Annotated in this window: 14 protein-coding genes; all 14 read right to left on the reverse strand. The window is 50.5% G+C overall.

What is annotated here, in order from left to right; all coding sequences use genetic code 11:
* Positions 1 to 65: 65 nt before the first annotated feature.
* Positions 66 to 1,145 (reverse strand): ABC transporter ATP-binding protein, encoded by a 1,080-nt coding sequence (locus tag M975_RS08205; protein ID WP_064558718.1) that lies wholly within the window; start codon positions 1,143 to 1,145, stop codon positions 66 to 68.
* Positions 1,146 to 1,160: 15 nt separating this feature from the next.
* Entirely contained in the window at positions 1,161 to 1,838 is a 678-nt protein-coding gene (gene pgmB, locus M975_RS08210; RefSeq protein ID WP_064558720.1) for a beta-phosphoglucomutase, read from the reverse strand.
* Positions 1,835 to 4,117 carry a glycoside hydrolase family 65 protein gene (locus tag M975_RS08215; RefSeq protein ID WP_064558722.1) on the reverse strand — a complete coding sequence of 761 codons (2,283 nt, stop codon included), beginning with the start codon at positions 4,115 to 4,117 and terminating at the stop codon, positions 1,835 to 1,837. Before M975_RS08215 ends, pgmB begins: the two co-directional genes overlap by 4 nt.
* The gene (gene ycjS / locus M975_RS08220; RefSeq protein ID WP_064558723.1) at positions 4,114 to 5,154 is read right to left on the reverse strand and encodes a D-glucoside 3-dehydrogenase; all 1,041 of its coding nucleotides are present in this window, start codon (positions 5,152 to 5,154) and stop codon (positions 4,114 to 4,116) included. Before ycjS ends, M975_RS08215 begins: the two co-directional genes overlap by 4 nt.
* Positions 5,155 to 5,167: 13 nt before the next feature.
* Positions 5,168 to 5,956 carry a 3-dehydro-D-guloside 4-epimerase gene (ycjR, locus tag M975_RS08225; RefSeq protein ID WP_064558725.1) on the reverse strand — a complete coding sequence of 263 codons (789 nt, stop codon included), beginning with the start codon at positions 5,954 to 5,956 and terminating at the stop codon, positions 5,168 to 5,170.
* A gap of 18 nt (positions 5,957 to 5,974) precedes the next feature.
* Positions 5,975 to 7,024 (reverse strand): D-guloside 3-dehydrogenase, encoded by a 1,050-nt coding sequence (gene ycjQ / locus M975_RS08230; protein ID WP_064558727.1) that lies wholly within the window; start codon positions 7,022 to 7,024, stop codon positions 5,975 to 5,977.
* A 78-nt stretch (positions 7,025 to 7,102) separates the two neighbouring features.
* Complete coding sequence (locus tag M975_RS08235; protein WP_064558729.1) at positions 7,103 to 7,948, reverse strand: carbohydrate ABC transporter permease; 846 nt, start codon at positions 7,946 to 7,948, stop codon at positions 7,103 to 7,105.
* Complete coding sequence (locus M975_RS08240) at positions 7,945 to 8,817, reverse strand: carbohydrate ABC transporter permease (protein ID WP_064558731.1); 873 nt, start codon at positions 8,815 to 8,817, stop codon at positions 7,945 to 7,947. Before M975_RS08240 ends, M975_RS08235 begins: the two co-directional genes overlap by 4 nt.
* A gap of 18 nt (positions 8,818 to 8,835) precedes the next feature.
* Positions 8,836 to 10,128 (reverse strand): ABC transporter substrate-binding protein, encoded by a 1,293-nt coding sequence (locus tag M975_RS08245; protein ID WP_064558733.1) that lies wholly within the window; start codon positions 10,126 to 10,128, stop codon positions 8,836 to 8,838.
* A gap of 15 nt (positions 10,129 to 10,143) precedes the next feature.
* Positions 10,144 to 11,829, reverse strand: coding sequence for an alpha-amylase family glycosyl hydrolase (locus M975_RS08250; RefSeq protein ID WP_064558735.1), 1,686 nt, complete (start codon positions 11,827 to 11,829; stop codon positions 10,144 to 10,146).
* A 189-nt stretch (positions 11,830 to 12,018) separates the two neighbouring features.
* Positions 12,019 to 12,249 (reverse strand): phage shock protein PspD, encoded by a 231-nt coding sequence (pspD, locus tag M975_RS08255; RefSeq protein WP_064558737.1) that lies wholly within the window; start codon positions 12,247 to 12,249, stop codon positions 12,019 to 12,021.
* 113 nt (positions 12,250 to 12,362) lie between these two features.
* Positions 12,363 to 12,722 (reverse strand): envelope stress response membrane protein PspC, encoded by a 360-nt coding sequence (gene pspC, locus M975_RS08260; protein ID WP_064558739.1) that lies wholly within the window; start codon positions 12,720 to 12,722, stop codon positions 12,363 to 12,365.
* Entirely contained in the window at positions 12,722 to 12,949 is a 228-nt protein-coding gene (pspB, locus tag M975_RS08265; protein WP_064558741.1) for an envelope stress response membrane protein PspB, read from the reverse strand. Before pspB ends, pspC begins: the two co-directional genes overlap by 1 nt.
* A gap of 60 nt (positions 12,950 to 13,009) precedes the next feature.
* Positions 13,010 to 13,681, reverse strand: a complete 672-nt coding sequence (gene pspA / locus M975_RS08270) for a phage shock protein PspA (RefSeq protein WP_064558743.1) — start codon at positions 13,679 to 13,681, stop codon at positions 13,010 to 13,012.
* Positions 13,682 to 13,735 lie beyond the last annotated feature (54 nt).

The following is a 13,735-nucleotide window of genomic DNA, read 5'->3' on the forward strand; positions in this document are numbered from 1 at the left end:
ATTTCCTTGTCAAAAATAACTAAGAAACCGGGAATGACTTCCCGGCAGGGTACAGTAATAGTTGTTTAGCTAATAGCGCATTCCGTTTCAGCATCAAAGAAATGGCTTTTATTCATATCGAAGGCGATTTTTATATTTTGTGCCGCCCGATAATCAATATCTGAATTGGCACGTAATGTCAGTTCATGCCCACCAATGGTGGCGTATAACATAAATTCAGCACCAGTCAGTTCGGCAACTGTAATATGAGCCTCAACCCCCTCCTCTTTTGGTGAGGGCAAAATATCTTCCGGACGAATGCCCAGGATCACCGGTTTATGCTGGTAGTCTTCCAGTTTTAATGCCGCATATTTATCTTCGGGTATCGCAAGTTTCAGCGTTTCGGTAACAAAATGGCCGTTATCCAGGGTGCCACGGATGAAATTCATGGATGGCGAACCAATAAAACCGGCGACAAACATATTAGCTGGATGGTTATAAACGGTTTTAGGCGCTCCAACCTGCTGGATAATGCCATCCTTCATGATCACAATACGCGTCGCCATGGTCATGGCTTCGGTTTGATCATGAGTGACGTAAATCATGGTGGTGTTCAGCTTTTGATGCAATTTGCTAATTTCTGCACGCATTTGCACACGCAGCCTGGCATCGAGGTTAGAAAGCGGTTCATCCATCAGGAATACACCCGCTTCCCGGACAATGGCGCGTCCCAACGCGACACGCTGGCGTTGCCCGCCGGATAAAGCCGCCGGTTTGCGATCCAGATAGGTTTTCAACCCCAGTATTGAAGCCGCCCACTGCACGCGTTCATCAATAATTTGGGCATCCAGCTTCTGCATTTTCAGGCCAAATGCCATGTTGTCGTAAACCGACATATGCGGGTATAGCGCGTAGTTCTGGAACACCATGGCGATGCCGCGCGATTTTGCAGGAACATCGTTCATGCATACGCCGTCAATCAGCAGCTCACCGCCGCTGATCTCCTCAAGCCCGGCAATCATGCGTAAAGTTGTGGATTTTCCGCAGCCAGAAGGCCCCACGAAGACGATAAATTCTTTGTCTTCGATTTCCAGGGTGAAGTCTTTCACCACATGAACGTTGTTATTATAAATTTTCTGAATGTGCTGCAACGAGAGTTGTGCCATCACGTGTTCCTTTTCTCACACAGCATTGACGCTGTGCTGGGTTAACCAGAATGTTTGCAGAAGCGGCCAGTTCAGCTCGGCTGTAGACGGGAGCCTTAAATCCACGCCTTCAAGCTGCACGCCAATTCCTACCGAAAGCATGCCGCTGGCATTAATCGCTTCGATTCCAGCCTGAGCGTCCTCGATACCGATACAGTTTGCGGGTGCAACACCCAGCCCCGCACAGGCGGCGATGAATATTTCAGGGTCGGGTTTTGAGCGCTGAATTCGGCTGGCATCGGCACAGAAATCGAATTGGTCGACGAGTCCGAGCGCCTCAAGAATGCGTGGTGCATTTAATGAAACCGACGCCAGGCCAACGCGCACATCCTGTCGACGGAGTTCTGCGAGCAATGCCGCAATACCAGGCAACACCGAACCGGGATTTAATTGCTGGAGAGAGGCGACATACAACGCATTTTTACGCTCCGCCAGGCGACGTTTTTCCTGCTCGCTATAACGATGTTCTGCCCCGCCGCAACGTAAAATCCTCTCCAGCGAATCCATGCGGCTGATGCCTTTGAGCTGTTCGTTAATCTGCTCGTCAATGGCAATACCTATCTCGTGAGCGATGCGTTGCCAGGCGAGGAAGTGCAGATAGGCGGTGTCCGTCACCACGCCATCTAAATCAAAAATAACCGCCTGTGGTTTCATTTGGCGACTCCTTCTGTGGTACCGCTCCCAGTAACGGGCGCAAAAAACTCAGCCAGTAGCAGGGTTTGTGTACCTAAAATCGAGACCTGCTTTTCACCCAGCCAAAGCGTTAGCGGTTTGTTTTGCGCGACCGAAATCGTGACGTGCTGCTGAGTTAACATCAGGTGAATTTGTGCTCCCTGCCAGAAAAACGGCATTGCGACAGATTGCCACTGCGCTGGCATTTGTGGGTTTAAGTGAAGTTCGCCCTGCTCGACGGTTAACCCAACAAAGCCTTGCACCGCTCCCAGCCAGATAGCGCCCGTGGCGGCAGCGTGAATGCCGTCGTCACAGCTGTGCGCATCGCCCCCGAGGTCGATAAGACAAGCCTGTTGCCAGAATTCATAAGCCTGGTTGACCCGGTTACCACGCGCGGCAATCACGCCATGAATAGCTTTGCTCAGAGACGAGTCATGAATCGTCCTTGGTTCGTAGTACCCGAGATTCGCCTCCAGTTGTTCAGGCGTAAAACGCCACGGCAACATGTAAGTGAGCATCACTACATCAGCCTGTTTGAGGATTTGCATTTCGTTGACTTCGGCGCGTGAGTAATCGAGCAAAATCGCCTGCGTACCCTGCTGCGTTTTATATGCGCTGAGATCGATACTGGATTTGCTAAAGAAAGTGTCGTCCTGAGCAATAAGGTTCTGCTCATTGGCAGGCGGCAGCCAAAGGCGTTGCAGAAAATCATCAGCCTGGCGGGTAAACGACGGTTCCTGAAGGCCAAATTTCTGCAAATAATGTCTTGCCCGCTCCACATTGTGGAACGCCAGATAGTTGGTATATGCGTTGTTATCGATGTGCTCGGTGTACTCGTCCGGGCCGATGACATCGTGCAGTTCCAGCCTTCCTTTCACATCTACAGCGCGGCTTATCCAGAAACGTGCGGTTTCCAGAAGTAACGCAATACCGCGCTCACGCATAAAGACATCGTCGTGAGTCACCTGATAATAAGCATCTACCGCCCAGGCAATATCTGCGACAAGATGGTGCTCCGCCAGCGCTGAAGCGACCTTCTGGCGCAACCCGGTGCGAATATTGATTGCGGCAAATTCAGGGGTTTCCTCTTCACCTGTCCAGGCGCTTTCCCATGGGAACAGTGCACCCTGCCAACCGTTTTCCCGGGCTTTTGTCTGCGCCCCGCGCAGGTTATGCCAACGGTAACTCAGCAACTGGCGGGCAATATCTGGCTGGGTCATTAGATGAAATGGCAGCAGGAAGACTTCGGTATCCCAGAAAATGTGGCCTTTATAACCCTCGCCCGTCAGCCCTTTAGCGGCAATGCTGCAACGCTCGTTGTGAACAGGCGTCATGGCGAAAAGATGGTACAGCGCGAAATCCAGCGCGACCTGATCTTCTTCATTCACGCTCTCGATCTTCATACGACTGCGTTGCCAGTAGCCGTTCCAGACTTGAGCAGACTCCGCAAGAAGCTGTTCGTATCCGCGTTCTACACATTGCATCAGGTTTTGCAGCGCATGTTCCGCGCAGGTTTCAGCGCGATAGTTCTCATCAAGCGAGCTGGCAATCCAGCTGGTTTTCACCAGGGTAAAGGCAGTCTCTTTTGCGACCGTATTGCTACAGTGCTGCGTCAGACGGCGGTTTTTGGCATAAAAACTGCTGTTACTTTCAGGTGGTAATGCGCAAAAACTGCTGATAATGACTTCGTTGCTGCCATCTAACGTGCGATAGCAGCCTTGCAAATAACGCTGCTCGAAGACGCGAACGCTGGTTTCATCCAGGTGTTGGCGGCCGGAGTTGGTTTGTGTGGCATCGATTCCGGTGCTGATGGTGACTGTGGCTGCACAATCGAGCGGCGTAATCGTGATGCGTGAACAGACCAATGAATGTTGCGCGGCAGATAAAAACCGCTGGCACTCAATTTGATAGCGCTTACCGTTTGGCGATCTCCACAGCACACGACGCCGTAACTCACCGGTGGCAAAGTCCAGTTCGCGCTGATATTCCACGATCTGGCCTGCCAACAGTGTGAAGATTTCACCATCCAGTTCAATGCGCATGTGCAGGATATCGGGCAAGTTCACCAGTTCGGTTGTTTCAAATGGCGAGCTGCGATGGTAAAAGCCCGCCAGATACATGCCGCGAGTCTGGTCGGTATACGCTTCTTCATGACAGGCGCGCAGGCCAAGGTAGCCGTTACCCGCCGTCATCAAAGTGGCAAATTTATTCAGCGTATGGGGGCTAAATTGCGGCTCCTGAAGCCTCGTGAGAGTGCTCATAAATCGATGCTCGCTCCTGATTCTGCCGCGCGATAAATGGCCGCGACCAGTTGCTGAATAAGATAACCCTGCTCGGCATCCGCGATGCTGATCGGTGCGCCAAGCACATGATCGACAAAGGCACGCATACTTTTGAAGTGGCGTTCAGTGTCTGCACTTTCACGCTGTGACAACGTCACTAATTTACCCGCTTCATCCTGATAGATGTGCGCCGGGAAGAGTGTTGCGCCTGCTTTTACGCCGCAGAACTCGACGTTCATCACCGAAATCGGTTCAATATTGAGGGCAAACGAGGTTTCCAGGCGCAGGATGCCCCCATTGCGAAACTCAATAGTGGCAAACAGCGCATCTTCAACGGTGTAGGTTTTCGGGTCCCACTCACCAAATTGTCCGCTATGTTTGAGCGTGCCGAGTTTCTGGAATGAATGAGCATAAACGCGCTTCACCGCTGGGAAACCCAGCACGTACATGGCCGCATCAAGCATATGGATGCCGATATCAATTAACGGCCCGCCGCCCTGTAACTCCTTGTTGGTAAACACGCCCCAGCCCGGCACACCGCAACGGCGCAGTGCTTTTGCGGTGGTGACATATATTTCACCGAGCGTGCCAGCGACCACTTGTTCACGTAAAAACTGCGTGTCGCTGGCAAAACGGTGGTGGAAATCGTAGGCCAGCACTTTCCCGGTTTTGCGCGCGGCGTCACGCATTTCAGCAGCTTCTTCTGGCGTCATCGCTGGTGGTTTTTCACACATCACATGGCAGCCGTTTTCCAGCGCCTGCATGACATGCTGATGGTGGAAACGGTTAGGTGTGCACACGCTAACGATATCCGGCTGGCACTGGCGATACATTTCATCCGTATTCGCGAAGGCACGTGCAATTCCCAGACGGTTTGCGAGGGACTGCGCACGCTCAATATTGCTGTCGACGACAGCCACCAGTTCCAGTTCTCTTCGGGTCAGGTAATACGACGCATGTACGGTTTCTGCGACCTGGCCGCCACCGATAATCGCCACCCTGAGTTTTCGACTCATCTCACGTTGCCTCTTAGCAGGTACGCAAAAATTGCAGCGATTGCTGATATGCCGCCGCCGGATCTTCCGCACGAATGCGGCCTTCATAGACGATGTATCCGTCATAGCCATCGGCGCGAAGCTGCTCGAAGTGTTTTTTGAAATCGATGCTGCCGCTTCCAGGCTGGTAGCGGTGGTTGTCGGCAATATGCACGTGGCCTAGCAAATCACGGTTTTTATGGAACGCCTGGCTGATATCGTCTTCTTCAATATTCATGTGATAGAAGTCGCCGATGATTTGCGTATGTTTGAGTTGGTTTTCTTCGATATAAGAGCGTGCATCCGCCAGGGTGTTGATCATATGATCCTGATAACGGTTGAGCGGTTCGAGGTAGACTTTTGTGCCGGTACGGGCGGCAACTTCATCCAGATAACTCAGAGAATCACTCACGGCTTTACGGTCACCCGCCTGGCTGCGCGGTGAGTTCATCGGCGGCAAACGATAGGTAAACATGCCCCACGCTGCAGGAACCACAATCCCTTTGCCGCCCACTTCTGCCAGCGCTTCCAGAATGCGGGTGATTTGTTGCAGTCCGTTAAGGCGGCGTTCTTCAATAAAATCGCCAATCCAGCCATCGTAGCCGCCGCAAGCCGTAGTCACGGGTAGCCCGGTTTCAGCAATTGCCGCTTTTACTGCCTGTACGTTTTCGACTAATAATTTGCCGTCGATTTCAAAGCCGTCAAAGCCCATTGCTTTAACATATTTAAACTTTTCCAGAATATCTGCCGGGAAAAACGCCTGATTTTGAGTACCGATTTTCATGTTTTAAATCCTTTTAAGTTAGAATGTGACGCCCATCTTGATGCTCAAGTCTGGGTTCTGATCGACGTATTTCATGTAGCTTTCGGCGCTGTCGTGGAACGTGACAACCGGGTCAATCAGGTCTTCGCAGTTCAGATAGCCATTCATCAGCAGTTCCCAGCAGGTTTCTTCGATGCGCTTGCGGTCCCAGCGCGGGTAGTCCGGGTTTGGCTCGCTGCTGCCGCGTGAGAAGACGATTTTAGCGTTGTTGAAATGCGCTTCGCGCCCGAGGTTGAAATCGTGGAAGGGTTTGGCGAATGCGACGTAAGAGATGGTGCCGCCGTAGGCGATGCCGCGCAGAGCACCTTGCAGCGCCTGGTCGTTACCGCTGGTTTCGATAATCACGTCCGCGCCCAGTTTGTTGGTAATTTTCTTGATTTCAAGTCCGACGTCGGTACCAATCGGGTTGAGGCAGAAATCCGCACCGTGGCGTTTGGCGATTTCGCAGCGATGCGCAATAGGATCAACCCCAATCACCACCGATGCGCCCGCTTTCTTCGCCAGTTGGACAGCAATCTGGCCGATAGCGCCAAGGCCCACCACCACGACAAAATCACCGACACGCACGTTTCCGTCACGCACGCCGCTCATGGCGAACTGCGCCGGGTCGTAGCAGACGGCATTTTTCCAGCTCGAACCGGCAGGCATCTTGCGCAATTTGTAGTTGTTGACCCCATTCGCAATCACCGTTTCCTGCAACGGGCCATAAGTGCAAACCTGGTCGCCGATCTGGTATTCGCTAACCTCAGCGCCCTGCTCGATAATTTCTCCTACGACCATATTGCCGAGCTGAAATTTACCAAACTCAATGCCGCGAGCCGCCCCTTCAGCGCGTGGGACAAACAGGTTCCACTCGCTGTTGAATTCCTCATCAATGAACGGGCTGGCACCGCGAAAATCCACCACTTCGGTGCCGTGTTTAGGTGCGCCAAACGCGACTTTGATTTTGACTTCGTGCGCCTGTAACGGGCGGTCTTCATACTCTACTAACTGGGCTAAGCGCGGGGCGCTTGCGATTAACTTTTTCATTGCTCAACTCCGATATTTAAATTTTTTGGTGGATGGCGCTGCCTTATCCACCCTACAAATACATTTCACGACAACGGTTTAACCTTTCACGCCGCCTGCAGTCAGGCCGCTTTTGATAAACCGTTCCGATAACGCATACATCACCACCACCCGTAATGCGGTCACTAATGAGGCCGCCATCATTCTTCCCCATACATAATCAGGCGTGCTGAACAACGTGCTCAGGCCAACTGGCAATGTGAAGTTTTCAGAACTCGAGAGGAAAATAGAGGCAAACAGATAGTCGTTCCACGCCACCATAAAGCAGTAGACAAACACCGAAACCAGGCCGGATATCGCCAGTGGCACCGTGATGTAAAAGATGATTTGCAGGCGGTTTAAGCCGTCCATCATGGCCGCTTCTTCTATTTCGTCCGGAATAGTGTCGAAGTAGCTTTTCAACATAAACACGGCGGTTGGCAGCGTTTGCGTCACCATGGTGATGATCAACGCCAGTTCGGTGTCATAAATTCCCAGGGCGGTGATGATTTTGAATAGCGGCACCACCAGCAAAATTCCCGAAAACATATACACCGCATAGAAACTGGCATTGATGGTCATACGCCCTTTAAAGCGCAGTTTGGAAAGCGCATAGGCGCCAAGAATGCCAATCAGCACCGCAATGGCGGAGGACGTTAACGACACCACCAGGCTGTTTTTGAAATAGGTCAAAAACGGGAAAATGAGCGGATTAAAAATGTCGATGTAATGCTGCAGCGTCCACTCCTGCGGGAAGATGGTCGGATGCAGTGAAATCGCTTCCTGCGAGCTTTTGAACGACGTCATCAACATGACAAAGAACGGGAACAGTGTGACCAGCAGGAACACAGCCAGTCCGATATAAAAGCCCACGCGCCCGAGCAGTTTGCGGTTATTAGCAGTCATTTAAGGTTTACCCGTTTTCTGGTCAGCAAGATGACGGCGAAGATGATGACGAACAGCACCACAGAAATCGCAGCCGCCTTTCCTAAGTCATTAAAGGCAAAGGCCGTTTTATAGAGATAGACACCAAGGATGTTCACTTTGGTGGTCAACAACCAGACATCGGCGAACATATAGAACATCCAGATGGTGCGCAGCGTCACCACGGTTGCCAGTACCGGCATGATCGCCGGGAGGGTAACGATTTTGAATTTCTGCCAGCCGTTCGCGCCGTCCATTTCAGCGGCCTCGTACAGCGATTTGTCGATCGTTTGCAAAATCGCCAGGAAGGAAATAAACGCATACGGGAAGTAGCGCCAGATGGCGAACAACACCACCAGGAAGAAACTGCTGCCGGGGTTGTCGAACCACAATGGCGCTTCGTTAAACATGTGCAGCACATCTACGCCAAGATAGTTCACGATGCCGTAACCGCTGTTGAACATGTATTTCCACGCAAACACCAACGAGATAGATGGTGTGACGTAGGACAGAATTACCAGTGAGCGGGCCGTTTTACGCAACCGAAACTCGCGGTTAAAGAACAGCGCCACGCCAAGCCCTAACCCCGTACTACCAATGACAACCAGAGCGGTGTACCAGAACGTGGTCCATAACGATTGCCAGAAAGCCGCATCCGTCAGGATATTGATGTAGTTTTCTAATCCGATAAACCGGGCATTAATGTTCGGATTCAACGGTAAACGCAGAAAACTTATTTCGATGTTCGACAGCATCGGCCAGGCGACCAGACCACCCAGCAACAGCAAGCTGGGTGCGAGAAGCATCATGGCAAATGGCATATCAGAGCGGCCAGAAAACCACTTCTTCATAATGACTTATCCTGTGGTTCAGTGTTGTTTCATCAATTCAACGATGCGCTGCTGGCTTTTATCCAACGCCGGAGCTGTGGCCTGCTTGCCCACCGTCACCTGGTTAACCATCTCACTTAAAATGGCCGATCCGGTGATATCTCCCATGCGCGTAAAGTTCTTCTCACCGACGGAACCAAAAACTTGCACATGGGAGAATTGCGCGATCAGTTCGTATGGCAGAGAACCAAAGGCTTTGATCACTTCGTTATTTTTATAACTGTCGGTTTCCACTACGGCTTTGGTTACCGGCAGTGCCGCACCTGGCGACATCAACACCCAGTCAGCGGAGTTCTGTGCTTTTTCAAGGAAGGTGACGAATTTCTCAGCCGCTTCTGTTTCTTCTTTGCTCTGTCCGGAAGTAATGGTCAGCGAGGTCAACATGCCGTACACCGCCGGGGATTTTTCCGTTGGTACCACAAAGCCCAAATCCTGCGGTGAGCCGTCTTTATAGAATGCCGGGAGAATGTAGGTGGAATAGACGGCCATAGGCGCGGTGCCATTCATAAAGGCGTCTTTAATTTCCATTACATCGTTGGAACCCGGCATGGTGTATTGCGCCAGATCCCGGTAGTAATTGAGTGAAGCGAGCATTTCTGGGGAGTTAACCGTGACTTTCCCTGCGGCATCAAACACATTCGCCCCGTTGGAAAGCGCAAACTGTGAGAAGGTTTGTTCGGTCATTACGCTTTCAGCGGTAGGCAGCGCAATACCATATTTTTTATTCGCCGTATTGGTCATGCTGCGTGCGGCATTGAGCAATTCGGTCCAGTTTTTTGGCTCCGCAATCCCCGCTTTCGCCAGGGCTGATTTGCGATACCAGACACCCCCTAACCACGCGCTGATTGGCACTCCAGTAAACGCCGCAGCATCTTCGGTGCGAACTACGCGCAGCACACCGTCATAGAAACTGTTTTCCCCAACACTTGCGATGACCATTTTCACCGCGTCCCTGTCGATAAGCTGTTCTTTATCCATAACTTTGGCGTAGTCATGGCTCACTTCAATCACTTCAGGTAACGCGCCGGAGCGCGCAAGCGTAATGACTTTGGTGTTGTAAGCGTCTTCTTCAACCGGGACTTGCTTGACAATGATGTGTGGATTTTCCTGGCTGAAACGCTCGATTAATTTGCTAATAACAGCCTGGCGTTCCTGCTCAACCGATGAATGCATAAATTCAATCGTGACCTGTTGAGAATCATCCTCTTTACACCCTGAGAGCAAAGCAGCGGCTATAAGTGCTGATAACAGCACCGTTTTGGAAGTATTCATTGTTATTCCCTTATATTAATAGCTAAGCCATAACACCTGATAAGGTTGCATGTCGTAAGATTGCTTTCCGTTAATTTTCAGGCCGGTAATTAAATCTTCAAAATCATTAGCTGGCAGAGTGTGGCGCTGAGGCTCGCGACTTAAATTAAATAGCGCCAGGACATTATTACCTTTTGCTGAACGACGTTTAATGACCAGTAGGCTGTTGTTTATACATTGCGTATCGAAAGAGCTATTAGGATGAAAAACATCCTGTTTTTTACGAACATTAATCAGGTGCGATAATTTTTTATAGACCTGTTCGCGCAGTTCATTTTCACCTGATAATTGGCTTTCGATTTCATGAAGATCATATTTCTGGCGATTTATAGCCCGGTTGTAACCCAGGCGTTCAACACCCGCATAATCGTTACGCGAACCAAGAATACTTTGAATGTATATTGCCGGAACGCCGGGGAATGCCAGTAAAATAGCATGCGCCAGGATAAATCTCGCAAGACGCTCTTCGTCACTGCTATCTCGTCGATTTAACGCATCCATATAAGTCACATTAACTTCATACGGGCTACGTGTGCCGTCCGGATTACTCTTCCAGTTAACTAATGCGCCTTGCTCCTGCAACTCGTTCACCAGGTGCAGGATGTCTTCTTCAGGCAGAATTCCACGTAACGGGTTAAGACCGATGCCGTCGTGAGAAGCAAGGAAGTTAAACCAGGTGGTATTGTGGTTTTCAGCGGTTTCTAAAGACGCAGCCCATTGACTTAATACCTGAGCCGAACCGGTGTGTATCGCATGCAGTACCAACGGCGGCAGCGGGAACTGATACACCATGTGCGCTTCATCGTGACCATTTCCAAGATAAGAAATATTATCTTTGTGCGGGACATTCGTTTCGGTAATCAGCACAGTGCCTGGCGCGACTTCATCGACAACAGCGCGGAATAACTTAACGAGTTGATGCGTTTTTTCCAGGTGAATACAGCTGGTGCTGGGCGTTTTCCACATATACCCCACGGCATCCAGGCGAATATATTCTGCCCCTGATTGCAGGTAATGCAGCAAGACATCAACCATTGCCAGCAGAACCTGCGGATTGGCAAAATTGAGGTCAATTTGGTCGTCGCTGAAGGTGGTCCAGATATGTTGTTTTGTGCCATCTGAAAGAGTAAATGGCGATAAAAGTGGCAATGCGCGAGGGCGTGTAACGGCTGACAAGTCAGTTTCTGGATCAACCGATATAAAGAAATTCTTAAACTCAGGTTTGCCCTGAAGATATTGCTGAAACCAGCTGCTTTTCGCTGATATATGGTTGCAAACAAAATCAAACATCAGCTTTGTTGATTTATTTAACTTTGCAATATCGTCCCAGTCGCCGCATACAGGGTCAACCTGATGATAATCAATCACCGAAAAACCATCATCTGATGACCATGGATAAAATGGCAGAAGATGTATATGCGAGAAACTCTTACTTAGCCATTGGTTATAAAAATCGCCCAGCGTTTTTAAGGTTTTATCATTCTGGTGATGAAACTGATCGGCATAGGTAATGAGCACTACATCACTTTCATCCCAACCTTGCTTGCGGGTTTTCATACTGACATACCTGCCCTGCTCTACCCGCGAAATAAAAGCATCTGTAACTGGTTTATTTAACGTGTCGTCATAAATTGAAGACAGTAATTCTTTAATTTTCTGCATTTTTAGTTTTCTCATGGGAGCGGTACCACGAGAAGCGAGACTACTCCCGGTTTATATTTGTGTCAACGCAGAGGGAACTGAAGATTAATATTTGTGAGGTAACGCAAATTAAAATGAAACGCAGAGAATGGAAAGGTAGAGAGGGGATTGTTCCGCTCAAAATCGAGCGGAACAGGCATTCATGGAGAATTACTTCACTGACGGGTTGGTGTAACGCGCTGAAACTTTGCGCAAAATTTTCGCCATCATGGGTTCAAGCACCAGCGCCAGCAGCATTTTCAGCGGGCGGCGGGCGACAGATTTTACAGCCCAACCCGCAACGCCCGCTGGGCCGTAACGCAGAGCCGTCAACAGAACCAGTTTGCCGACGATTTTCAGGCCCGGTTTGGCTTTTTGCGCCGTAGTGCGAAATGTCGCCATGGAATTGAGTCTCCGAATGATGGAATAGTCAGTGAATGAGTCAGGTCGCCCTCAGGAGAGGGCGAAATCAACCCAGGCCAGTCCCCTCTCCCCAAGGAGAGGGTTAGGGAGGTCTAAAGCTGACGAAAACGGCTACGTAACGAGAAAGTATCAGAGGTTATGTAGCGCTCCATCGAGCGTAGCCGCTGCTCACCGGCCGCCAATTCCGCATCGACCTCATCAAGCAGGTCACGACTGGTAGGTTGTGGTTTTCCCTGTTCGGCACCCGCAGGCATCGGATCAAGGATAAATGTCAGTGCGATGTAGGCCACCATCACAAAGAAAAACAGGCCAAAAATCATGGCTAAAACGGTAATCAGGCGAACCAGTTTTACCGGGACATCAAGGTATTGTGCGATACCTGCACACACCCCTTTCACCATTCCCTTTTCTGGGATACGCCACAATTTACGACCGGAAAATGAATTCACCATTATTTGTCTCTCCAGTTCGGGTGTTCTGCATCAAGGATCTGCTCCAGCGCCTGAATGCGTTCGCGCATACGGCGTGCATCGTCAGTCAACTGTGCCAGCCGCTGTTGCTCGCCCTGCGAAAGCTGACCGCCATTCGCAGCTTGATTGTTGTAATGCAACCACAGCCAGATCGGGGCGACAAACAACACAAAAATGGTTAACGGAATGGCAATGAAAAGCGCGCTCATGTGTACTCCTTACAAGTCAGGCTAACTGCGGTGTGCCACGCACCACCGCAGTTAAATTAATTACCCACGTTCCTGGTTGTTCATTTTAGCTTTCAGCGCAGCCAGTTGTTCGCTGATTTCGTCATCCGCTTTCAGTTCGGCAAACTGTGTATCGAGGTTTTTCTGTTTGCCAAAACTGTGGCTTTCCGCTTCTGACTCCATCTGGTCGATACGACGTTCGAAGGATTCAAAACGCGCCATCGCTTCGTCGATTTTACCGCTGTCGAGCTGGCGGCGAACATCACGCGAAGAAGAAGCCGCCTGATGGCGTAACGTTAACGCCTGCTGACGCGCGCGGGTTTCGCTGAGTTTGTTCTCAAGCTCACCAATTTCTTTTTTCATGCGCGCCAGTGTTTCATCGACATGCACCACTTCATCTTCCAGGGTGGCGATCAGGTCGGTCATTTTTTGTTTTTCAATTAATGCCGCACGTGCCAAATCTTCTTTATCTTTACGCAAGGCCAGCTCGGCTTTTTCCTGCCATTCTGCTTGCTGTGCGGTCGCTTGTTCTACGCGACGGGAAAGCTGTTTCTTTTCAGCCAGCGCACGGGCAGAGGTAGAACGCACTTCAACCAGCGTGTCTTCCATTTCCTGAATCATCAGGCGTACCAGCTTCTGCGGATCTTCTGCTTTCTCAAGCAGTGAGTTGATGTTGGCATTCACGATGTCGGCGAAACGAGAAAAAATACCCATAATTCAATCCTCTTTGTACCCAGATTAGTCATTATTTCAGGTGCCTGGCACCTT

Origin of the sequence: Buttiauxella brennerae ATCC 51605 (genome assembly GCF_001654925.1) — a bacterium.
Lineage (GTDB): Bacteria > Pseudomonadota > Gammaproteobacteria > Enterobacterales > Enterobacteriaceae > Buttiauxella > Buttiauxella brennerae.